General features: G+C 59.6%; 20 protein-coding genes. 11 read left to right on the top strand and 9 right to left on the bottom strand.

Features of this window, described 5'->3' with window-relative positions; all coding sequences use genetic code 11:
• The first annotated feature begins 60 nt into the window (after nucleotides 1-60).
• Both CFBP5499_RS15400 and catB read left to right on the top strand, forming a co-directional pair.
• Entirely contained in the window at nucleotides 61-243 is a 183-nt protein-coding gene (locus CFBP5499_RS15400) for a hypothetical protein (RefSeq protein ID WP_080830005.1), read from the top strand.
• Nucleotides 244-446: 203 nt separating this feature from the next.
• Nucleotides 447-1076 (top strand): type B chloramphenicol O-acetyltransferase, encoded by a 630-nt coding sequence (catB, locus tag CFBP5499_RS15395; RefSeq protein ID WP_080830255.1) that lies wholly within the window; start codon nucleotides 447-449, stop codon nucleotides 1074-1076.
• 53 nt (nucleotides 1077-1129) lie between these two features.
• Here the strand turns inward: catB and CFBP5499_RS15390 are convergent, their stop codons facing one another.
• Nucleotides 1130-2956: a chloride channel protein gene (locus tag CFBP5499_RS15390; protein WP_233284205.1), complete on the bottom strand. Its 1827-nt coding sequence runs from the start codon at nucleotides 2954-2956 to the stop codon at nucleotides 1130-1132.
• A gap of 156 nt (nucleotides 2957-3112) precedes the next feature.
• On the opposite strand from CFBP5499_RS15390, the gene CFBP5499_RS15385 reads away from it, so the two are divergent.
• Nucleotides 3113-3532, top strand: coding sequence for a MarR family winged helix-turn-helix transcriptional regulator (locus tag CFBP5499_RS15385; protein ID WP_080830007.1), 420 nt, complete (start codon nucleotides 3113-3115; stop codon nucleotides 3530-3532).
• Between the two features lie 55 nt (nucleotides 3533-3587).
• Here CFBP5499_RS15385 and CFBP5499_RS15380 read toward each other — a convergent pair whose 3' ends face one another.
• The 5 genes from CFBP5499_RS15380 to CFBP5499_RS15360 form a co-directional block, all read right to left on the bottom strand.
• Nucleotides 3588-5390, bottom strand: coding sequence for an NAD(P)/FAD-dependent oxidoreductase (locus CFBP5499_RS15380; protein ID WP_080830256.1), 1803 nt, complete (start codon nucleotides 5388-5390; stop codon nucleotides 3588-3590).
• 113 nt (nucleotides 5391-5503) lie between these two features.
• Nucleotides 5504-6577: a 2,3-butanediol dehydrogenase gene (locus tag CFBP5499_RS15375; RefSeq protein ID WP_080830008.1), complete on the bottom strand. Its 1074-nt coding sequence runs from the start codon at nucleotides 6575-6577 to the stop codon at nucleotides 5504-5506.
• A gap of 157 nt (nucleotides 6578-6734) precedes the next feature.
• A complete protein-coding gene (locus CFBP5499_RS15370; RefSeq protein ID WP_080830009.1) occupies nucleotides 6735-8618 on the bottom strand; it encodes a sigma-54-dependent Fis family transcriptional regulator in 1884 nt (627 codons plus the stop codon).
• A 123-nt stretch (nucleotides 8619-8741) separates the two neighbouring features.
• Nucleotides 8742-9065: a tetratricopeptide repeat protein gene (locus CFBP5499_RS15365; protein WP_080830010.1), complete on the bottom strand. Its 324-nt coding sequence runs from the start codon at nucleotides 9063-9065 to the stop codon at nucleotides 8742-8744.
• Between the two features lie 97 nt (nucleotides 9066-9162).
• Nucleotides 9163-10242 (bottom strand): LacI family DNA-binding transcriptional regulator, encoded by a 1080-nt coding sequence (locus tag CFBP5499_RS15360; RefSeq protein ID WP_080830011.1) that lies wholly within the window; start codon nucleotides 10240-10242, stop codon nucleotides 9163-9165.
• 240 nt (nucleotides 10243-10482) lie between these two features.
• Here CFBP5499_RS15360 and CFBP5499_RS15355 point away from each other — a divergent pair, with 240 nt between their 5' ends.
• The 8 genes from CFBP5499_RS15355 (at nucleotide 10483) to CFBP5499_RS15320 (ending at nucleotide 18707) form a co-directional block, all read left to right on the top strand.
• A complete protein-coding gene (locus CFBP5499_RS15355) occupies nucleotides 10483-11460 on the top strand; it encodes a substrate-binding domain-containing protein (RefSeq protein ID WP_080830012.1) in 978 nt (325 codons plus the stop codon).
• A 117-nt stretch (nucleotides 11461-11577) separates the two neighbouring features.
• Entirely contained in the window at nucleotides 11578-13068 is a 1491-nt protein-coding gene (locus CFBP5499_RS15350; protein ID WP_080830013.1) for a sugar ABC transporter ATP-binding protein, read from the top strand.
• On the top strand, nucleotides 13061-14077 hold the full coding sequence (locus tag CFBP5499_RS15345; protein ID WP_080830014.1) for an ABC transporter permease: 1017 nt from the start codon (nucleotides 13061-13063) through the stop codon (nucleotides 14075-14077). Before CFBP5499_RS15350 ends, CFBP5499_RS15345 begins: the two co-directional genes overlap by 8 nt.
• The gene (locus CFBP5499_RS15340) at nucleotides 14074-15069 is read left to right on the top strand and encodes an ABC transporter permease (protein ID WP_080830015.1); all 996 of its coding nucleotides are present in this window, start codon (nucleotides 14074-14076) and stop codon (nucleotides 15067-15069) included. The genes CFBP5499_RS15345 and CFBP5499_RS15340 overlap by 4 nt, the downstream gene beginning before the upstream one ends.
• A 1-nt stretch (nucleotide 15070) precedes the next feature.
• Nucleotides 15071-15922, top strand: coding sequence for a sugar phosphate isomerase/epimerase family protein (locus tag CFBP5499_RS15335; protein ID WP_080830016.1), 852 nt, complete (start codon nucleotides 15071-15073; stop codon nucleotides 15920-15922).
• A 37-nt stretch (nucleotides 15923-15959) separates the two neighbouring features.
• A complete protein-coding gene (locus CFBP5499_RS15330) occupies nucleotides 15960-16625 on the top strand; it encodes a nucleoside triphosphate hydrolase (protein ID WP_080830017.1) in 666 nt (221 codons plus the stop codon).
• A 66-nt stretch (nucleotides 16626-16691) separates the two neighbouring features.
• Complete coding sequence (locus CFBP5499_RS15325; RefSeq protein ID WP_080830018.1) at nucleotides 16692-17561, top strand: sugar phosphate isomerase/epimerase family protein; 870 nt, start codon at nucleotides 16692-16694, stop codon at nucleotides 17559-17561.
• Between the two features lie 150 nt (nucleotides 17562-17711).
• Nucleotides 17712-18707 (top strand): hypothetical protein, encoded by a 996-nt coding sequence (locus CFBP5499_RS15320; RefSeq protein ID WP_080830019.1) that lies wholly within the window; start codon nucleotides 17712-17714, stop codon nucleotides 18705-18707.
• A gap of 28 nt (nucleotides 18708-18735) precedes the next feature.
• Here CFBP5499_RS15320 and ehuA read toward each other — a convergent pair whose 3' ends face one another.
• The 3 genes from ehuA to ehuC are packed head-to-tail and all read right to left on the bottom strand — an operon-like array spanning nucleotide 18736 to nucleotide 20882.
• Entirely contained in the window at nucleotides 18736-19515 is a 780-nt protein-coding gene (ehuA, locus tag CFBP5499_RS15315) for an ectoine/hydroxyectoine ABC transporter ATP-binding protein EhuA (protein ID WP_080830020.1), read from the bottom strand.
• Entirely contained in the window at nucleotides 19512-20204 is a 693-nt protein-coding gene (gene ehuD / locus CFBP5499_RS15310; protein WP_080830021.1) for an ectoine/hydroxyectoine ABC transporter permease subunit EhuD, read from the bottom strand. The genes ehuA and ehuD overlap by 4 nt, the downstream gene beginning before the upstream one ends.
• 12 nt (nucleotides 20205-20216) lie before the next feature.
• Nucleotides 20217-20882 carry an ectoine/hydroxyectoine ABC transporter permease subunit EhuC gene (ehuC, locus tag CFBP5499_RS15305; protein WP_080830022.1) on the bottom strand — a complete coding sequence of 222 codons (666 nt, stop codon included), beginning with the start codon at nucleotides 20880-20882 and terminating at the stop codon, nucleotides 20217-20219.
• Between the last annotated feature and the right edge of the window lie 30 nt (nucleotides 20883-20912).

Genomic DNA, 20912 nt, shown 5'->3' with positions numbered 1-20912 from the left:
TTTTGCGTTCACGCCCGCTAGACTCATCGCGATTGCCTGCAATGCGCCTGAGGGGGAGCCATGATCGCGGCCTATATCGATGAAGTCATCATGTTCTGCGCGGGCCTGTGGATGACGCTGGTGGGGTTCGGTTATCTGGCCCTCTCTAAAAACCCCGCTTACCAGCCGCGCGTGGTGCGTCACTTCAAATGGATGGGGCCGATGTTGATCGTGATCGCAATCATTCTGGCCATAGCATCGTGAGGCCTGATGATCGTTCTGTGCCGGCGCTTGGCCTTCGGCGCATTTTGGGCTAACCATGCTCCATGATTAAAGCCTCGAGTATCACCTGCATCTAGCTCCCGCCTGAGCGCGAGGAGCATCCGGCGCAAAACCGGTCGGTTTTGCGTCTGGCTTATGCTTGCCTGAAGGCAGGCGAATGCGAACAGATGCAGTGGATTATTTCAATGGAAAACTATTTCGAAAGCCCGTTCCGGGGCATTACGCTCGACAAGCAGGTGAAGAGCCCAAACCTCGTGGTCGGAAAATACAGCTATTATTCCGGCTATTACCACGGCCACGGTTTCGAGGATTGCGCCCGGTATCTGCTGCCGGATGAGGGCGCGGACAGGCTGGTGATCGGAAGCTTCTGCTCGATCGGTTCGGGCGCCGCCTTCATCATGGCGGGCAATCAGGGCCATCGCAACGAATGGATCAGCACCTTCCCGTTCTTCTTCATGCCGGAGGTGCCGGAGTTCGAGAATGCCGCCAACGGTTATCTGCCGGCGGGCGACACCGTCATCGGCAACGATGTCTGGATCGGCTCGGAAGCCATCATCATGCCCGGCATCACCGTCGGTGATGGCGCGGTGATCGGAACACGGGCGCTGGTGACGAAGGACGTCGAACCCTACGCCATCGTCGGCGGCAACCCCGCAAAAACGATCCGCAAGCGGTTTGACGACGACAGCATCGCCCTGCTGCTCGAGATGACGTGGTGGGATTGGCCGGCGGAGCGGCTGAAAGCTGCAATGCCGCTGATGACCAGCGGCAACGTCGCTGAGCTTTATCGTTTCTGGCGGTCCGATAGCCTCTAGCGGTAAAAATTGCCGGCCCGTCCGATCAGGGTGGGCCGGCGCTCACCACTCTGTCAGGTCGAGTTTGCCGGCAGGCCGCGGTTTACCGCTGCCGCCCGGATGAAGGGTTGCCGCTCCAGCTCCGACCTCTGTTGCGCCCGGCGCAGATGAAGCAGGTCCTTGCGTGTGACAAGACCGACCAGACTGTTCGAAGACCTGTCGACAATGGCGATCCTGCCGGTATCGGCGCTCAGCATCAGGTCAGCGATCAAACCGACCGGGTCGTCTTCATGCCCCACCGGGGCGTCACGATCAGCCAGCTTGTCGACCAGCGTCTCTTTCTCATTCGGCGGTTCCTGTTGCCACGAGAGGATGTCTCCCCGCGATACAAGCCCCAGCAGCTTTCCGTCAGGCTGCACGACCGGATATGTCCGGTGCGTCTCCTGTGAAGCGGTGAAGAATGAAATCGCCTCCGATACCGTCATGGCGGCAGGCAGCGTATCGACCTTGCGGATCATGATCTCCGACGCCCGGGTCAGTTCGAAGGAATCGATCGCATATTCGCGTGTGATATGCTGGCCGCGCCGGGCGATCTTTTCCGTCAGGATCGAGCGCCGCATGAGGAGGACGGTCACGGAATATGCGGACACGGTGGCTATCATGAGCGGGATCGCGGTGCTGAGATCACCGGTGATTTCGATTGCGAAGAAGATCCCGGTCAGCGGTGCGCGCATGGTTCCACCCATCATGGCCGCCATGCCAAGCAACCCCCAGAGAGCGGGTTCGCCGGGCAGGAACGTTCCGGTCAGATAACCCAATGATCCGCCGAGGATGAGGAGCGGCGCCAGCACGCCGCCGGATGTGCCCGACGACAGGGCGATGAGCCATATTCCGGACTTGACCAGCAGAATGGTGACGACGGCCTGCATGGCGAGATTGTTGTTGAGGAGGTCGGCGATAATGTCGTAGCCGACGCCGAGCGCTCGTGGCTCCATCAGGCCACCGAGGCCGACGGCGAGACCGCCGAGAGCGGGCCACCACATCCAGTGGATCGGAAGCTTTTCGAACAGGTCTTCGATCTTGTAGAGCAATATGGTCATCAGCCCTGACTGCAATCCGGCGAGCACGCCGATCAATATGCAGGGTGCAATTCCCCACCATGGCAGGTCATAACCGAAATTCGTGGGAAACAGGGGGCCTGCGCCGAAGAAGAACGGTCGCCAGCTGATGGCAACTGCTGCGGCGACTGCAACCGGTATGAAGCTTCTAGGCTTCCATTCGAACAGCAGCAGTTCGACGGCCAGCATGACCGCGGCGATCGGTGAACCGAAGATTGCCGTCATGCCGGCGGCTGCCCCGGCAACGAGCAGGGTTTTGCGTTCCGCGCTGCTCATGTGAAAACATTGGGCGAAGAGGGAACCGATCGCGCCACCCGTCATGATGATCGGGCCTTCGGCGCCGAAAGGGCCGCCGCTGCCGATTGAAATGGCCGAGGAAAGCGGCTTCAACAGCGCCACTTTCGGCGACATGCGGCTGCCGCCGATGAGGATGGCCTCGATCGCTTCCGGAATGCCGTGCCCCCGGATTTTTTCGGAACCGAAACGGGCCATCAGGCCGATGACGATCCCGCCGAGAACCGGTGCCGCGACCATCCACAGGGAAGGATGTATCTCCGCGAAACTGACATCCTGCGTGCTGAAGCGGCCAAGCCAGACGATGTTGGTGACAAGCTGGATGAGGCTGACGAGAAACCGGGCGGCAAGGGCGCCTAACGAGCCGACGATGGTCGCCATGACGATCAGCAGCAGCACGCGTTTGTCCGTCGTGAAATCTCCAGCCTGCCGCCGTGGAAAACCGGTGCCGAATTGGCTTGATCTGGAAGACGAGGAGGCTTGGGTCAACGGCTTATCCTTGCGTGCATGAAAACAGTGGCGCGACAGATATATCGTAATACGATATAAATCAACCGGTTTGTGGTCCGTTAAAATGCGATGTTCATTCGCGGACAGCCGGGCTAAAGAACAATGAGAGGTGACCAGCATAAGGGCTTGCGAAATATGACTTTACCCACCCAGTCGGAGTATGAGGCGCTTGCCGTCTTTCGCCACACCCTCAAGAAATTTATGGATTTCAGCACCTCGGCCGCGCAAGCCGCCGGCGTGCCGCCACAGCAGCATCAGGCGCTGCTTGCCATCAAGGGGCTGCCGCTGGGTGAGGTCATGACGGTCGGGCTTCTTGCGGAGCGGTTGCTAATCGCTCCGCATTCCGCAACGGAACTCGCCGGTCGTCTGTTGAGCGGCGGTTTCATTACGCGCGAAGCAGACCCGTCGGATCGGCGCCGCCAGACATTGCAGCTGACGGAAAAGGCCGACCAGGCAATGGCGCATCTGAGCGCCATCCACCTGACCGAAATCCGCGAAATGGCACCGCAACTGATCGCCATATTGAGTGAGCTTGGAAACGTGAAGAAGGCGTAGAGAAAAGACGTATCCGTCACCGAGGCGCCGGTTCGGCCGGCGCCCCGTAGCATGATCAGGACAGATGATGCGGCTTTTGCAGCCCATAGACGGGTGTCTTCAGCCCCGCCTGTCTGGCCTTGAGCTGGAGCGACAGATATTGCGAATAGTGCCGTGACTGATGCAGGTTGCCGCCGTGGAACCACAGGGCGTCCTGCCGGGTCGGCTTCCACATGTTGCGCTGTTCACCTTCCCACGGGCCGGGATCCTTTGTCGTGTCGGAGCCGAGGCCCCAGCATTTGCCGACCTTGTCCGCCACTTCGCGCGAAATGAGATCCGCTGCCCAGCCGTTCATCGAACCATAACCGGTGGCATAGACCACCAGATCGGCAGGCAGTTCCGTGCCGTCTTTCAGCACCACGGCATTTTCGGTGAGATGTGAGACGTCCACGCCGGATTTCAATTTGATCGAGCCGTCGATCACCAGATCGCAGGCCCCGACATCGATGTAATAGCCAGAGCCGCGGCGCAGATATTTCATGAAGAGACCGGACTCGTCATCGCCGAAATCAAGCATGAAGCCGGCTTTCTCCAGCGCCGCGTAAAAATCGGCATCCTGTTCGCGGATCCGGTCGTAAATCGGAACCTGGAATTCATGCATGATCCTGTAGGGCAGGGAGGCGAAGATGAGGTCGGCCTTGCGCGTGGTCATGCCGTTCGCAACCGCGCGCTCGGAGTAGAGATCACCGAGGCCGATCTCCATCAGCGAGTCCGATTTGACGATATGGGTGGAGGAACGCTGCAGCATGGTGACGTCAGCGCCCGCCTCCCAGAGTGCTGCGCAGATATCATGCGCCGAGTTGTTGGAGCCGATCACCACGACCTTTTTGCCGGCATAGGCGTCCGGGCCGGGGTGCTGCGAGGAATGCTGCTGCTCGCCCTTGAAGACGTCCTGACCGGGGAATTTCGGTATATTAGCCTTGCCGGACATGCCGGTCGCTAGCACCAGCTGTTTCGGCCGCAGTACGACTTCCTTTCCGGCGCGATCGACGACCACCGTCCATTCGCCGGTCGCCTCGTCATATTGCGCCGATTTGCAGGTGGTGGAGCCCCAGTAATTCAGCTCCATGACCCGGGTGTACATTTCCAGCCAGTCGCCCACCTTGTCCTTCGGTGTGAAGACCGGCCAGTTTTCCGGGAAGGGAATATAGGGCAGGTGGTCGTACCAGACCGGATCATGCAGGCAGAGCGATTTATAGCGCTTGCGCCAGCTGTCGCCGGGCCGCTCGTTCTTTTCGATGATGATCGTCGGCACGCCGAGCTGGCGGAGGCGCGCGCCAAGCGCAATGCCGCCCTGTCCGCCGCCAATGATGACGACATAGGGCTGCTCCGCATAGCCGAGTTCCGCTGCCTCGGCCTCGCGCTTTTCCTTCCAGGTCCGGCGGCCGCGGTCATGGCCGTGTTCGGCGCCCATGGGCCGGCGAATGCCCTTTGGTTCCTCGTGGCCTTTCAGTTCGCTCATGGTGGTGAGCAAGGTCCAGATCAGCCCGTCCTTCAGGCGGATATGGCCGTAACCGCGGGCGACCCCGGTCTCGAACTCGAACCAGCCTTCGGTGACGCCACCGCCTTCCGAAGCCTGCTCCTTCACATCCTGTACAAAACCGGAAGGTTTTATCGCCGCAAGCTGGCTGGTCAGCATGTCGTGGACCTGTTCGCGGCCCTCCAGCGTCTTCAGGTTCCAGGTAAAGGTCACGAGATCGCGCCAGTAACAATCGGCCTGAAACAGGTTGACGGCGGCGTCTATGTCGCCGGCTTCGAGTGCGTTGCCGAGCTTCGAAAGAACCGTATCGATTTTGGTGGCGGGACTGACATCAAGCATATTCATCTCCTCCATGGTGCTTGGTCTGATGGCGGAGCGGCGGTGTCGCCGCCCCGAAAGCCAATGGCCTGCGCAAACCGGGCTCCTCTTCCCGGCATGCGGATGCGAAAAGCTTATTTCGAAAGATCGATCAGGATTTTCAGATGCGTGCCGGCGGGGTCGAGCAGGGCATCGAACCCCTCGGTAACGGCCGTATCGAGCGTGATGCGTTTGGTGACGATCTTCGTCGCCGGCAGCAGGCCGGAGGCAATGAGCCGGATGACGCGCGGCCAATAGTGTGTCGGATAGGCCCAGGAGCCTTTGATCTCCAGATCACGGAACGTCACCTGGAACCAGTCGATCGGGTTTTCATGCGGGTGCAGCCCGGTTTGCACGACGACGCCCTGCTTGCGCACGGCGTCAACGCAGGCCTTGAGTGCATGTTCATTGCCCACGCATTCAATCGCCACCTCGCAGCCAACCTTGCCTTCGGTTGCCGAGCGGACGACATCACCGACATTGTCGCGCTTCGGGTTGATGGTGATGACATCGGGGATAATACTGCGGGCGAGTTCCAGGCGGGCATCGTTGAGATCGGAGACGAAAAGCTGCGCTGCTCCGGCTGCGCGGGCCGCCAGAAGCGTCAACATCCCGATCGGGCCGGCGCCCGTCACCAGAACGCTGTTACCGGCGGTGACGCCACCACGATCACAGGCATAAACGGCAACGGCCGTCGGCTCCACCAGTGCGGCCTCTTCGTCGGTCATGTCGTCCGGAATTTTCTGGACGTTATAGTCGTTGACCAGTGCTGCTTCCGCCATGCCGCCGCCCTCCCAGCTGAGGCCCACCAGTGCCAGCTGTGTGCTGAGATGGAAAAGGCCGCGATCAGCAAAATAATCGCCGGATCGCGGCATGACGAGCGGCTGGATGGAGACACGGTCACCGACGCTGACGGAGGTTACGCCTTCGCCGATTGCCTCAACCACGCCACCGAATTCATGGCCCAGAATTTGAGGGCCATGGGCACCGGTGAAGGGATGCGGTTCGGTGGGAATGAAGATCGGGCCGTAGCTGTATTCATGCAGATCGGTGCCGCAGATGCCGACGAAACGGTTGCGGACGAGGACCTGTCCCGGACCGGGCCGTTTCGGTTCGGCAATGTCTTCGATCCGCAAATCCTTGGCTGCATGAAATCTGAGCGCGCGCATATTTTCTCCTCGATGGCACTTGATGCCAGAGAAGGTGCAATGCCCATGCCAGCAGGGTTTTCTCCACCGGAGGCCTGAAATTGCTGGGTTTTACGGAAAGGCCCGTTTTCCATCCCGCCACAGCTGTGGCGCTACAGCTGTGGCATATGCCTCACCTTCAGTGCGGTTTTCCAATGCCGAGGCGCCGCATGCGGCGATGGAGGGTCGTGCGGTCGACGCCGAGCCGGCGTGCCGCCTCTGAAATGTTGCCGTTGCAGGCTACAAGAAGTGCGCGAAGATCGGTGCCGCGGCTGTCGATCATGGGCGTGGTGGATGCGGACATGAGCTGATCCGGGAGGTCCTCCACCGTAATCAGCCCGTCGTCGCAAAGGGCTGCCGCAAAGGCAATCGCATTGTCCAGTTCACGGATATTGCCCGGCCAGCGGTGGTGCAGGAGCGTCAGGTGGGCAGCGTTGGAGAGCGTCAGCGGCCGGCCGGGCAGGCCGTGTTTTTCGAGTATCCTGTCGAGAAGCCACGGAAAATCGTCGCGTTCGCTGAGTGCCGGCAGCGTCAGGACCGCCGCGTTCAGCCGGTAATAGAGATCTTCGCGGAATGCACCTGTTCGCACCATGTCACTCAGGGGACGGTGAGATGCGGAAATCACTCTGAAAACCACTTTCTGCGGGGTGGAGCCACCAACAGGCAGAACCTCGCCTTCCGCCAGAACGCGCAAAAGCCGGCTCTGCGCCGCAAACGGCATGTCGCCGATCTCGTCGAGGAAAAGCGTTCCGCCCTGCGCCTCTTCCACCAGCCCCTTGCGCCCTTTCGCCAGAGCGCCGGTGAAAGCTCCCGGCATATAACCGAACAGTTCGCTTTCGATCAGCTGTTCGGGAATGGCGGCGCAATTGACGGCGACAAAGCGGCCTGAAACGCCGCTGGCATCGTGAATGATGCGTGCGAGATGTTCCTTGCCGGTGCCGGTCTGGCCCTGCAAAAGGATCGGCAGTCTTGCGGGCGCGAGTTTCTCCACCTTCCGCCTCAGATTTCGAACCACCGGGCCGTCACCGCCGATCCTCTCCGTCATCGGCTGCGGTTTCATGCGCGCAAGCGGAACGGTCGACCTGCGCTGTTGTGGCTCGATGGCGTGTGCATAAAGCACGGTGCCGTCTCTGACGACGATGCGCCTGTCCTGCGGCAGGCTGGAGCGGGTCAGCGACGCAAGCTCATCGAAATCGGCTTCGAAAAACTCCTCCACCCGCTGTCCGAGAAGACGTTCAGGCCTGCGCCAGTCGAGGCCGCGGGAGGCGGCGAGGAGACGGGCTGCGGCGTGTGTCATGCCCGTGATCCGGCCGGAACCGTCGACCGACAGGGCCGCTTCCGGGTCGACATCCAGAAATTCCGGCGCACCCGCAAAGCGCAGAACGAGATCATGGCGGCTGCTGGCCATCAGATTGGCAAGCTCGATCCTCCGCACGGTGGAAGAGACCAAATGGCGGGCCATGTTCTGGCTCGTTTTCAGGATCGGTGAGCTGAGCAGTGAAATATCGAGCACAGCCGTCAGCGCGCCCTGCGTATCGTAGATCGGCGCTGCGGTGCAGGAGAGCGGCGTGTGCGTCACATCAAAATGATCGGTCTGGTGGATGGTGAGCGGCTCGCCGGTTGCGATGCAGGCACCGACGGCACAGGTGCCGGCGCGCGGTTCCGACCATTCCGAGCCAAGATAGAGCCCGGCCTTGCGCAGATTGTTGTTGAAGCAGGGATCGCCCAGGAACTCGACCGTCACGCCCTGCCGGTCGGAAAGGAGGAGGACGTAATTCTGCTCGGCCACCTGTCGGTAAAGCCGTTCCAGGCCGGAGCGGGCGATGTGCACGAGGTCTTCCGCCTGCTGGCGATGCTCCCGAAGACGTGTCTCGGAGACGATGACCGCTTCACGCGCCTTGGTCGGATCAAGCTGATAGGTGTCGAGGCAACGCCGCCAGGATTCCAGCACCACCGCATCCCGGCCGGTATTCCTGCCCTGACCGACGGTCTCGATTTCCTTGATATGATCCGAAAAACCCATAAACCACCGGCTCTGGACAGCCGCCTCCCGTGATTTTTCCGGCGATCATAACCAGTTTTATGAAGCCTGGCTAATCTTCCGGCGATTTTTTGGCATATGGAATCGAATGAACTTGCGCTGCCATCAACTGGCACTCCGGCTGCGCGTCTGCAGCCGCCGCAACCGGACCTCCATCTGCTTTTTCGCCTGTATGTCACCCCGTCTGATGGCCACTGCCACGCCTTCCACCCAGGCCGCGGCGGCACCGTCATGATCTCCCAGCCGCGCTCGGCATTCACCGAGTGCCGCCCAGACTGCCGAATAGTCGGGATTCTGCCGGATGGCCTCCAGCAGATGGTGCGCGGCGTCTTCGAATTGCCGCGCGTTCATCAGGGCCTTCGCGAGGGAAAAGCGCAGGACTGCGCTATCCCTTCCACTTTCCAAGACCTTCATGAGCTTTTCAATCATCGTTATTCCGTTGCAATGGTGGTGCCTGTTGCAAATCGGTACGACGTCAAGCGCGGTTGAGGTCAAGCGGAGATTTCGGCACTTTCGTGCATGCGTTTCACTTTGCCATACGGCGCAACGCAACCGGGTCCCATATGTCGTCCAGCGGTCCCTTAAGGGCGGTTCGTGGTGGGATGAGTTGCGGTTCGATGATGGTGACGTCGGGCTCCGTCCGGTTTTCTTCCAAGAGATCGAAGCCTTTTTCGAGCATCTGCGCGATATCTGGTTTGATCATGTAAACAGGGAAGGGAAGAAAAGACGCGAAAGGGTCATAGTCGAAGCAGCCGACGACGATGTCGCCGAATGCCTCGCCGTCATGGCGCCCCATGAAACGAAGCAGTCCCTCGAAATTGATCGATGAATTGACGAAGAAACAGCGGGGAAGGCGGCCCCTGCGGGCGAAGAAACGTTCGAAAGCCAGTTCCGTCATATGCGGCGAATAGCCTGTGATTTCGATATCGTCACCGCCCTCAACGCCGAAATAATCGGCTTTCGCGGCATGGAAGCCGTCTATGCGCTCGCGGCTGGCGTGGTCGTCATGGCCGCCGAACAGGATGACATCGTCGGGGCCAAGAGGACCTCCTTTTGCCGCATGGGCTAGGATCGCCGCTGTCAGCATTTCCGCGCCGTGCCGGTTATTGGAGATGACGGAGGACGCAAATTTGCCCGGTAGGTCGATGTTCACATGCGGAAGGGCCGCGCGCGCGCAGACCTGGTGAACGCCGTCGGGATCGGTCACGCCGGCAATGAAGAGGGCATCGATCGAATAGGCGATCAGGGTCTCGACGGTGCGTCGTTCTTCCTCGGGGTCGCGCCGGCCGGAAACCACCATGGGCGACAGGCCACGTTTGCGGGCCTGCCCCTCGAAGGTCTGCGCCATCGATGAAAAGAACCGGTTGTCATAAACCGGCACCAGAAGCCCGACGAGGCCGGATTTCGAACTTCTGAGGCCGCGCGCCTGCAGGTTGGTGGTGTAGCGCTGGGCCTTGGCGAGCGAGAGAATCTTGTCTGCGGTTTCTTCCGAAATCCGCCGCTTGCGCCATGATCCGTTCAACACCGCACTGACCGTCGAGGCGGAAGCGCCTGATAATATCGACAAGTCATAAATGGTGGCTTTCTTTGAACTTATGCCCGTCACTGTGATCTCCCCAACTGATTCCGATTATTAGAGCACGCATCCCCTTGACGGAAGGGCGCTTCATGTTATGGTTATTGCACCATCGATTGTGCAATTTGGCAATATCGATTGTGCATGATGGTTGCTGTGGGAGTGGCAAGGGAGAGTCTCGAATAAGCGAGATGAGGGATTTTTGAACGCGTCCGGGAAAAACGGGCTGCGGGCGGATTTCGTTTGCCGAATTTTTGAGGAGGAACATCAATGAAGAAAATTATTGCTGCGGCGGTTGGTCTGTCGCTTGCGTTGCTCTCATCCGCAGCTTTCGCCGAAGGGCCGAAGGTTGGCGTCGTTGTCAAGATCGGCGGCATTCCGTGGTTCAATGCCATGGAAGCCGGTATCAAGGAGCAGAGCAAGAAGCTCGGCGTTGACGGTTTCATGGTCGGCCCGACCAGCGCCGACCCGGCGCTGCAGGTGCGCGCCATCGAAGACCTGATCGCCCAGAAAGTCGATTTCATCGGTGTCGTGCCGAACGACGCCAAGGTGCTGGAACCGGTGCTGAAAAAAGCGCAGGCCGCCGGCATCAAGGTCATCACCCATGAATCCCCGGAACAGCTCGGCGCCGACTGGGATTTCGAGCTCGCCTCCGCCAAGGGTTTCGGTGAAGCGCATGGCAAGCTGCTGGCGGAAAAGATGGGCGGCAAAGGCTCCTATGCCGTCTTCGTCGGTTCGCTCACCGTTCCGCTTCACAATGCCTGGGCCGATGCCGCCATCGCCTATATCAAGGCCAATTATCCTGACATGAAGCTCGTTGGCGACCGTTACGGTGTGGCGGAAGACCTCGACAAGAGCCGTTCGACCGCGCTTGACCTGATGTCTGCCAATGCCGACCTCAAGGGCTTCCTCGCCTTCGGTTCGCAGGGGCCGATCGGTGCGGGACGTGCGGTTGAAGAGCGCCGGAAGGATGGCAAGGTCTTCGTCATCGGCCCGTTTTCGCCGGGGCAGGGCGCCAAGCTGATCAAATCGGGCGCCCTGACGGGCGGCTTCATGTGGAACCCGAAACAGGCCGGTGAGGTCTTCATCACGCTCGCCGACCGTATCGCCAAGGGTCAAGCACCCAAGTCCGGCGACAATATCGAAGGTCTCGGCACCATCAATCCCGAGGGTAACACCATCGTCGTCGATCAGCTTTTGAAGATCGACAAGGAAAGCATCGACAAGCTCGTTTCCATGGGCCTCTGATCCTCCCCAAGGCCGAAGGCGTCGCGCGGGAGAAAATGCCCGCGCGACGCCCATCCGAAATTTATGCCGAGCGCCACGTCTGCGATGCTTTCGCGGCGAAAGGAGAGATACGCTATCATGAGCGCAGAACCGCTCCTGTCCCTCAAAAATGTCAAGGTCACCTTTGGTGGCGTGCGCGCCCTGAAGGGTGTTTCCTTCGAGGTCAATCCGGGTGAAGTGCATTGCCTAGCCGGCGAAAACGGCTGTGGCAAAAGCACGCTGATCAAGGTCATTACCGGTGTCTACACGCCGCAAAGCGATGCCGAGCTTTATTTCGATGGCAAACCCATCGCTGCTATGACCCCGACACTTGCGCAATCGCTGGGCATCCAGGTGATCTGGCAGGATCTGGCGCTGTTTGATGAAATGACTGTGGCCGAAAATATCGGTTTCCAATATGCGGTGAACGGCAAATTCGGGCTGGTCGACAAGCGCGCAATCGAGAAAGCTGCCGAAAAGGCGCTGGCGCGTCTTGGCGTCTCGTTCGATCTCGACAGGCCGCTCAAGGAGTTGCCGATTGCCCAACGCCAGATCGTCGCGATTGCCCGCGCGCTGGTCGGCGAAGCCCGTCTCGTTTTCATGGATGAACCCACCGCATCGCTGACGCAGTCGGAGACGGATTATCTGATCGACATCGTCCGCAACCTCTCGGCGTCCGGCGTCGCGGTCGTGTTCGTCTCGCACCGGCTGGCGGAAGTGCTCGAGATATCGGATCGCATCACAGTTTTGCGGGATGGATCGCTCGTTGGCGTTTTCCCGGTTGAAGGCATGACCCAGTCGCGCGTGACCGAACTGATGACCGGCCGTAACTTCGACAGTGCCGTCATTGCCGCCGATCACGATGACAAGCCCGTCGTTCTTTCCGTGCGCGGGTTGGCCCGCGCCGGCGAGTTCGAGGATATTTCGTTCGATCTGCGGCGCGGAGAAACGCTTGGTATCACCGGCCTGCTCGGGGCCGGGCGCACGGAACTGGCCTTGACGCTGTTCGGCATGCACCGACAGCAGTCGGGTGAAATCCTGATCGATGGAAAGAAGATGGATTTCCATTCCAACCGAGATGCGATCCGGGCAGGCGTCGCCTATCTTTCCGAAGACCGGTTGTCGCTTGGCCTGAACCAGCCCCAGTCGATTGCCGACAATCTCGTCATGGCCTCGCTCGATAAGCTGTTGAGCGGCGGCCTTATCTCCACGTCGAAAAAGGCGGATGTCGTTTCCCGCTGGATTTCAGCGCTCGGCGTCAAGATCGGCCTGCCGGAAGATCCGATCCGCACGCTCTCCGGCGGCAACCAGCAGCGTGTGGCCATTGCCAAATGGCTGGCGATCGGACCGAAAATTCTTATCCTCGATGCGCCGACCGTGGGTGTCGATGTCGGTGCCCGCGCCGGCATCTTCGAAATCGTCCGCAAGCTCGCCGCAGAAGGCCTGTCGATCATCGTCATTTCCGACGAAGCGCCGGAAGTCTATTTCAATACAGACAGGGTCATCCACATGGTCGAAGGCCGGTTCCACGCCACCTATGATCCGCGACGTCTGTCGCTGACCGAACTGGAGGCCGCCATCTATGCGTAGGCTCATCCTCGGACATACGACCGAATTCACCCTGCTTGTGGTCATGGTCCTGCTCTGCACGGGGCTGTCCTTCGCCACCGACCGGTTCCTCACCATTTCGAACGCCTTCGATGTGCTGAATGTCTCGGCGGTCAACATCATCTTCGCGGTCGGCCTGCTCGTCGTGCTGATTTCAGGCGGCATCGACATCTCCTTCGCCGTTGCCGCCTCCGTCGTTCAATATGTCACGGTGCTGGCGCTCAATGCGCTCGGCGGCGGCAATTGGGCGGAAGGTTTCATCATCGCCGGTGCCGTCGGCCTCGGCCTCGGTTTCGTCAACGCCTTTCTGGTCTGGCGGCTCAACATCATCTCCATCGTCGCGACCATCTCCACCTTCAACATCTTCTTCGGCCTGTTGATGTTCTTCACCAAGGGCGTGTCGATCTATGACCTGCCGGAATGGCTTTCGACGCGCGTGGTGTTTTACGAGCGCGAGATGCCCGATGGTTCCTGGGTCGAATTGACGCTGCCCGTCGTGGTCATGATCCTCTGCTGCGTTGCCACCTGGTTCATGATTTCCCGTACCACTGTTGGACGCAAGCTTTATGCTTTCGGTGACAATCCGGAAGGCGCGCGCCGCTTTGGCATCAATATCGGCGCCATGCATTACATTTCCTTCGGCTGGCTCGGCCTGATGGCGGGTATTGCCGGGCTCATGCAGGCGCATTACGCGCAGGAGGTCGTGCCCAACGCGCTTTATGGTCGCGAACTGGATGTGCTTGCTGCCACCGTGCTTGGCGGCGCGCGGCTTGGCGGTGGCAAGGGTTCGGTGATCGGCTGCGTGCTCGGGGTCTTGATGGTGTCGATAACCCAGAACGGCCTCAACCTGATGGGCGTATCGCCCTTTGCCTTCAAGATGATCGTCGGTGCCATCATTCTCGCCGCAATCACGCTGTCCTCCACCCGCTTCGACAAGCTTCTGCCGAGTGCGCTCCGCACGTCCACGAAAAAGGGGAGCGCCCAGCGGTGAACCACCTCATCCGGAAATTCAACGCGATCTTCGGGGCCGACATGGCAGGCCCGGTGATTGCCCTCATCGCCGTCATGCTCATCTTCGGAACCTTTGCGGACAACTTCCTGTCACCAGCAACATTCGGTTCGGTCGCCTTCCAGCTGCCTGAGCTTGGTCTCTTGACACTGGCGATGCTGCTGCCGCTGCTGACGGGCGGGATCAATCTGTCCGTCACCTTTGCGGCCAATCTGTCCGGGCTTGCCGCAGCCTGGGTGCTACAGGCCCATGGCGGGGTGGATGCGCCACCGAGCGCCTTCCTGTTTGCCTGCCTTGCCGCACTTGTCACCGGCGGAGCCGCCGGAGCGATGACGGGAGCGGCGATCGCCTACACCCGCGCGCACCCCATTCTGGTGACGCTGTCGATGATGATCTTCCTGCGCGGACTGGGCGAGTTTCTGACGCGCGGCGGCGATGTCTCCGGTTTTCCAGCCTATATGGCGCCGCTCGGTCACGGCACGCTTCTCGGCCTGCCGATCCCGCTTCTGATTTTCATCGTCTGCGTCGGCCTCTGGCATGTGCTGTTGACGCGCACCAAGCTCGGCTTCGGCCTGTTGATGATAGGCTCGAACATCGAGGCCGCGCGTTATTCCGGCCTCAACACCCGCAAGATTCAGGTGCTCGTTTATACGCTTTCGGGTCTGATGTGTGCGGTTGCCGGCATCATCATGCTTGCCCGTTTCAACTCCGTGCGTGTCGGCCATGGGGAATCCTATCTGCTGATCACGGTGCTGGCGGCCTTTCTCGGCGGCATCAATCCGTTCGGTGGTGTCGGCCGGGTGCTACCCGTCTTCGTCGCGCTCATCGTCCTTCAGCTCCTGTCGTCGGGCCTCAATCTTCTCGGCGCCAACCAGCATCTGGCCACCGCGCTGTGGGGCGTGCTGATGATCGTCGTCATGGCGGCACGCGGCCTGTTTTCCAGTTACTTCGCATCTCTCAGAAAGAAGGTATGACGTGAAAGGCCTCGGTGTTCACGCAATGATGTGGTCTCTGAAATGGGACCATGAAAATGCTGCCCGCGCCATTGCCGGTGCAGCGAGCTATGGTCAGGATTTCATCGAAATCCCGCTTGTCGATATCCCTTCCGTCGATGCGGAACACACGCGCAATCTGCTGGAGCAATATGATCTCAGCGCTGTCTGTTCGCTCGTGCTGCCGGAGCCGGCCTGGGCTTCGGTCCGTCCCGAGGCAGCTGTCGAGCATCTCAAGGCCGCCCTCGACAAGGCTGCCGCCATGGGGGCGAAAGGGCTGACCGGTGTCACTTATGGCGGTACAAATGAGCGCACCGGTTTTCCGCCGACGCAGGGTGAATATGACAATCTGACAAGGGCACTCTCCGAAGCTGCCGGCCACGCAAAAACACTCGGCCTGCAATTCGGCATCGAGACCGTCAACCGTTACGAAAACCATCTGCTCAACTCCGCCGAACAGGCAGTGGCGCTGGTGGAGCGCATCGGCGCCGACAATATCTTTATCCATCTCGATACCTTCCATATGAACATGGAAGAAAAGGGCATCGCCAATGGCATCATCGCTGCCCGCAACCATCTGAAATATATGCATATGTCGGAAAGCGACCGCGGCACGCCGGGTTTCGGCAACGTCGCGTGGGACGAGGTGTTTTCGGCGCTCGCAGCCATAAGGTTCAACGGCGTCCTTGCCCTCGAGGGCTTTGCCGCGATGCCGGAAGAGATGGCGGGCGAGATTTCGACGTGGCGGCCCGTCGCTGCCAGCACTGAGGAGTCCCTGGATAAGGGGCTGGCCTTTCTACGTGACAAGGCAAACCAGTACCGGATTTTCGCGTAGCCGGTAGCGATAACCACTTTTCGAGGCGAGGGGCACCTTGAGTAAAATTGACGATAATGCCGGTGAAATCGCAGGCCTCGCGCTGAAACGTTTCGCCAGCTCGAATGGCCGGCGCGTGATGATTGCGATTGCCGGCGCTCCCGGGTCGGGAAAATCAACCATCGCCGAACGCGTGGTCGATGCACTGAACGCCGGCGAAGGCGCATCCGCTGCGCTGTTTCCGATGGATGGCTTTCATTATGACGATGCCGTCCTTGAGCAAATGAACCGCCGTGCCTTCAAGGGCGCCATCGATACCTTTGACGCCCACGGGCTGCGCCATATGCTGGAGCGTCTGAAAGCCAATGAGGACGATGTCGTTGCCGTGCCGGTCTTCGATCGCGCGATCGAGATTGCCCGCGCCGGCGGGCGGTTGATCCCGCAATCCGTCGAGATCATCGTCTGTGAGGGCAATTATCTCCTCGCCAGCCAGTCGCCATGGGATCGTCTCAAACCGATCTTCGATCTCACTGTCTTCGTCGATGTCGATGAGGACGATCTGCGTGCGCGGCTGCGGGGCCGCTGGCTGAGCTTCGGTCTCGGCGAGGAGGAGATCAACCGCAAGGTGGAGGAGAACGATCTTCCCAATGGCCGCTTCATCACATCCACAAGCGCGGAGCCGGATATTCGCATCAGAAATCCGGGAAAAGGCGCCGCGTCCTGAGCCTGCCTGGACGACTGCGACTCCCTATTCAAAGCCAAGCGAAACAGAAAAGCGAAAGAGACACCAATGAAACACGGCATCTATTATTCTTACTGGGAACATGAGTGGAGCGCCAAGTTCGGCCCTTACATCGAAAAGGTCGCCAAGCTTGGTTTCGATATCATCGAAGTCGCCGCCCACCACATCAACGACTATAGCGACGCCGAACTCGCGACCATCAGGCAGAGCGCGAAGAATAATGGCATCATTCTCACCGCCGGCATCGGTCCATCGAAAACCAAGAACCTGTCGTCGGAAGATGCTTCGGTGCGTGCGGCCGGCAAGGCGTTCTTCGAACGGACCCTTTCCAATGTCGCCAAGCTCGATATCCACACCATCGGCGGTGCATTGCACTCCTATTGGCCAATTGATTATTCGCAGCCGGTCGACAAGGCAGGCGATTATGCGCGCGGCGTCGAAGGCATCAACGGCATTGCCGATTTCGCCAATGATCTCGGCATCAACCTATGCATCGAAGTCCTCAACCGCTTTGAAAACCACGTCCTCAACACGGCGGCCGAAGGCGTCGCTTTCGTGAAGGATGTCGGCAAGAACAATGTGAAGGTCATGCTGGATACCTTCCACATGAACATTGAGGAAGACAGTTTTGGCGAGGCCATCCGCACGGCCGGCCCGCTTCTGGGGCACTTCCATACGGGTGAAAGCAATCGCCGCGTCCCCGGCAAGGGCAGAATGCCCTGGCACGAAATCGGCCTTGCGCTGCGTGATATCAATTACACCGGTGCGGTCGTCATGGAACCCTTCGTCAAGACCGGCGGCACCATCGGCTCGGACATCAAGGTCTGGCGTGACCTTAGCAATGGCGCCGACGTTGCGAAAATGGACGAGGATGCCCGCAATTCATTGGCATTCTCCCGCTTCGTCATTGGTGGCTGATTTGCGATAATATCCTGACCGGGCGGCCGCCATCTGCCGTCGCCCGGTTCGGAGCTGCCACCATCCGCGAGTTGAACTGGCCATCGCTTGCGGCTAAAGCTCCAGTGTCTCTTCCGGATCAAGACGATCCGCCCAAGGCCGCTGGTTTTCATGATCCCTGTCGCACTGCCATCCGTCGAAGCGCTGCTTTTCCTCGCCTTCCTTCTCGCCACGACCGTCGTCTGGGTCTTCTGGACATTGGGGCTTCTCATTCAATATGCCCGCGGACGTTGGAAGCGCCCGATGCTGCTGCCCTATGGGCTGGTAACCGCTGTCGCACTCTTCACCCTGTGGCAGATCGGCGATTTTTATCTCCAGATGCATGGCTATGAAAAAGAGAGGACGGCAAGCTATCGCCCGGAACTCTCGGAACCGACGCGCCTTGGCCAGATCGATATGCCCAAAGGCACGAAACTCGAACTGTCGGTCGCCGATATACCGGGGTCTTTCAATCGTGCCCTGTTTCCGCATCCCGTGTCCGTCGCGGATATCGATGCCGTGGAGATCGCCCGTCATATCTCGATCAAAACCAACGAGAATTACGAGACGATAGGCTTTATGCCTGATAATATGCGGATAACCGGCAAGGGCGTGACCACCCAGAGCGGCTGGCGCTGTGACGCGACACAGCCTGTGCAATTCGACCTGAAGCCCGATGGCGGCATATCCGCCTTCTACACATGCATTCTCGCCGACGGCAATGTCGTTGATGGCATCACCTTGCCGAAAGGCACGTCCCTGCGTTCCTCCACCGGCAATGTCTATACCGATGGTTTCGTGGATTCCGATAGATGGGTTCTCGATACGCCGGAAGGTCAGATCGTCCGGATCGACAATTTCGATCTTTCGGAAGCAACGCTTGCTCTTGATGGCGAGCGAAAGCTCTATGAAGTCAGGAGTGCGGTCTTGTCCAAAGACAAAACGGCCGGGACTAGTCCTTATGCGCCCGGCGCCGAAATCCGCCTGAATTCCCGGCATTTGCGTGAAGAGTATTCCGGCGCGTGGCTGATAAAGCCGCCTGCCAATGCCAACCAGTCAGCGCCGGAACCGCCACAATCGATCGTGCTGAGCCGGGATGGAAAGGTTCTGGCCACCCTTGCCGATTAAGCGCAAGGACTAAACGGCAGGTGGACGTTCACCGTAAAACAGACGACAGAAACTCGCGTGTCCGTTCTTCCTTTGGCTGGCCGAAAATCTCGTCCGGCTTCCCCTGTTCGCAGATGCGTCCCTTGTCAAAGAAGCAGACTCGATCTGAAACCTCCCGGGCAAATCGCATCTCATGGGTCACGAGGAGCATTGTCAGATCGTGCTCATGGGCAAGATCGCGGATGACGGAAAGAACCTCGCCCACCAGCTGCGGGTCGAGTGCTGAGGTCGGCTCATCAAAAAGCAGGACACGCGGACGCATGGCAAGTGAGCGGGCAATGGCGACGCGCTGCTGCTGCCCGCCGGAAAGCTGCACTGGATAGTGATCCTTTTTTTCGGCCAGCCCGACCATCTTCAGTAGCTCGATTGCCCGCGCTTCCGCTTCCGCGCGGGCGATGCCCAGCACCCGCACAGGCGCTTCCACGATGTTGCGTAGCACCGTCATATGCGGGAAGAGGTTGAAGCTCTGGAAAACCATGCCGACGTGGTTGCGGATCTGGCGCAGGTGTTTTTCCGAGGCCTTGAAGGGGCCTTTGCCTCCCTGCTCGTGATAGGAGATGTCCGCCAGCGTCAGCTTTCCCTCCTGGAACGGTTCCAGCGTCATGAGAATGCGCAGAACCGTCGATTTGCCGGAGCCGGAAGGGCCGATGAGGGTGACTTTTTCGCCTTTTGCCACGCTGAAATTGAACTGATCGAGAACCGTCAGAATACCGAAGCGCTTCGTGACATCGGAAAATTCGATCAGCGGCTGATTGGTGTTGTTTGTCATCGCAAGGGTATTCCTGCTTTTGGAAGCGCCCTTTGCAGGCGGCTGAGGCCTGCCGAGCAGATTATGGTCAGGAGGAGGAAGATCAGGCCGACAAGCGTCAATGGCACCAGATACTCGAAGGTGCGCTCGCCGATCATGTTGGCAAGGCCCATCATTTCGAGAACCGTGACGACGGAAAGGACCGGCGTTTCCTTGATCATGGCGACAAGATAGTTGCCCATGGCCGGGACGATGCGGGGGATGGCCTGCGGGATGATTATATCCCGATAGGTCTGCATGGCTGTGAGATTAAGCGCCGTCGCGGCTTCCCACTGGCCGTGATGTACCGCCTCGATGCCGCCGCGATAGACCTCCGAGGTATAGGCTGCATATTGCAGGCCGAGTGCCAGTGCGCCGGTGAGAAACGCCGGCAGCACGATGCCGAAATCCGGAAGCACGTAGTAGAGAAAGAACAGCTGCACCAGAAGCGGTGTATCGCGAAGAAATTCGACCACCAGCGCGGTCGGCCAGGAAACCATCTTCACCCGGCTGCGGCGCAGCAGCGCAAAGATGAGCCCGAGAACCAGCGCGATCGCAAAACCGGCGGCTGCGGCCTTCAGCGTTACCGTCAGGCCGATCAGGATGATGGGCAGGATGGAGGTTGTGTAGGTGAGCCAGGTGGTCGTGTCCCATTCGTAACCATACATCATGACGGAATATCCTTACGAATGGCGGGTGCGCGGAAAGACGTTGCCGCGCCGCACGAAATGTTCGATCACCCGGATGACGACCATCAGGATCAGGGACATCGCGAAATAGCAAAGCAGCGTGATCGAATAGATGCTGGTGCTGTCGAGGGTCAGGTTGCGGATCGACTGCGCCGCGAATGTCAGGTCGGCAATCGAGATCAGCGACACGAGCGAGGATAGTTTCAGCGTTTCTATGGCCAGATTGCCGAAGGCCGGCATCATCTCAACGACGGCCTGCGGCAGTGAAATGCGAAACAGCGTCTGCATCCGTGTGAAGTTCAGCGCTCGTGCGGCTTCCATCTGCTGCACTGAGACGGAAGACAACGCGCCGCGTACGATCTCGGCACCGTAACCGCCTGCGTGGGCGGCAAGCACCAACACGCCGGTGGTGACCGGATCGAAACTCAGACCGACCAGCGGCAGGGCATAATAGAACCAGAAAAGCTGAACCAGCAGTGAGGTGCCGCGAAACACTTCCGTGTAACAGAGCGCAACGGTCGAAAGGATTGGTCCCCCCTCGACGCGCAGAATGCCGAAGAAGAAGGCGAGCATTGTCCCGACAACGAGCGCTGCCAGTGTGATCGTCATGGTGACGACGGCGCCTTGCCATAGCATCGGCAGATAGGCGGTCATGTCCATTTGGCGTTTTCCCAAGTTCCAGTGGAACGG

Source organism: Agrobacterium tumefaciens (genome assembly GCF_005221325.1).
Classification (GTDB): domain Bacteria; phylum Pseudomonadota; class Alphaproteobacteria; order Rhizobiales; family Rhizobiaceae; genus Agrobacterium.
This window is presented reverse-complemented; position numbering and strand designations above follow the sequence as displayed.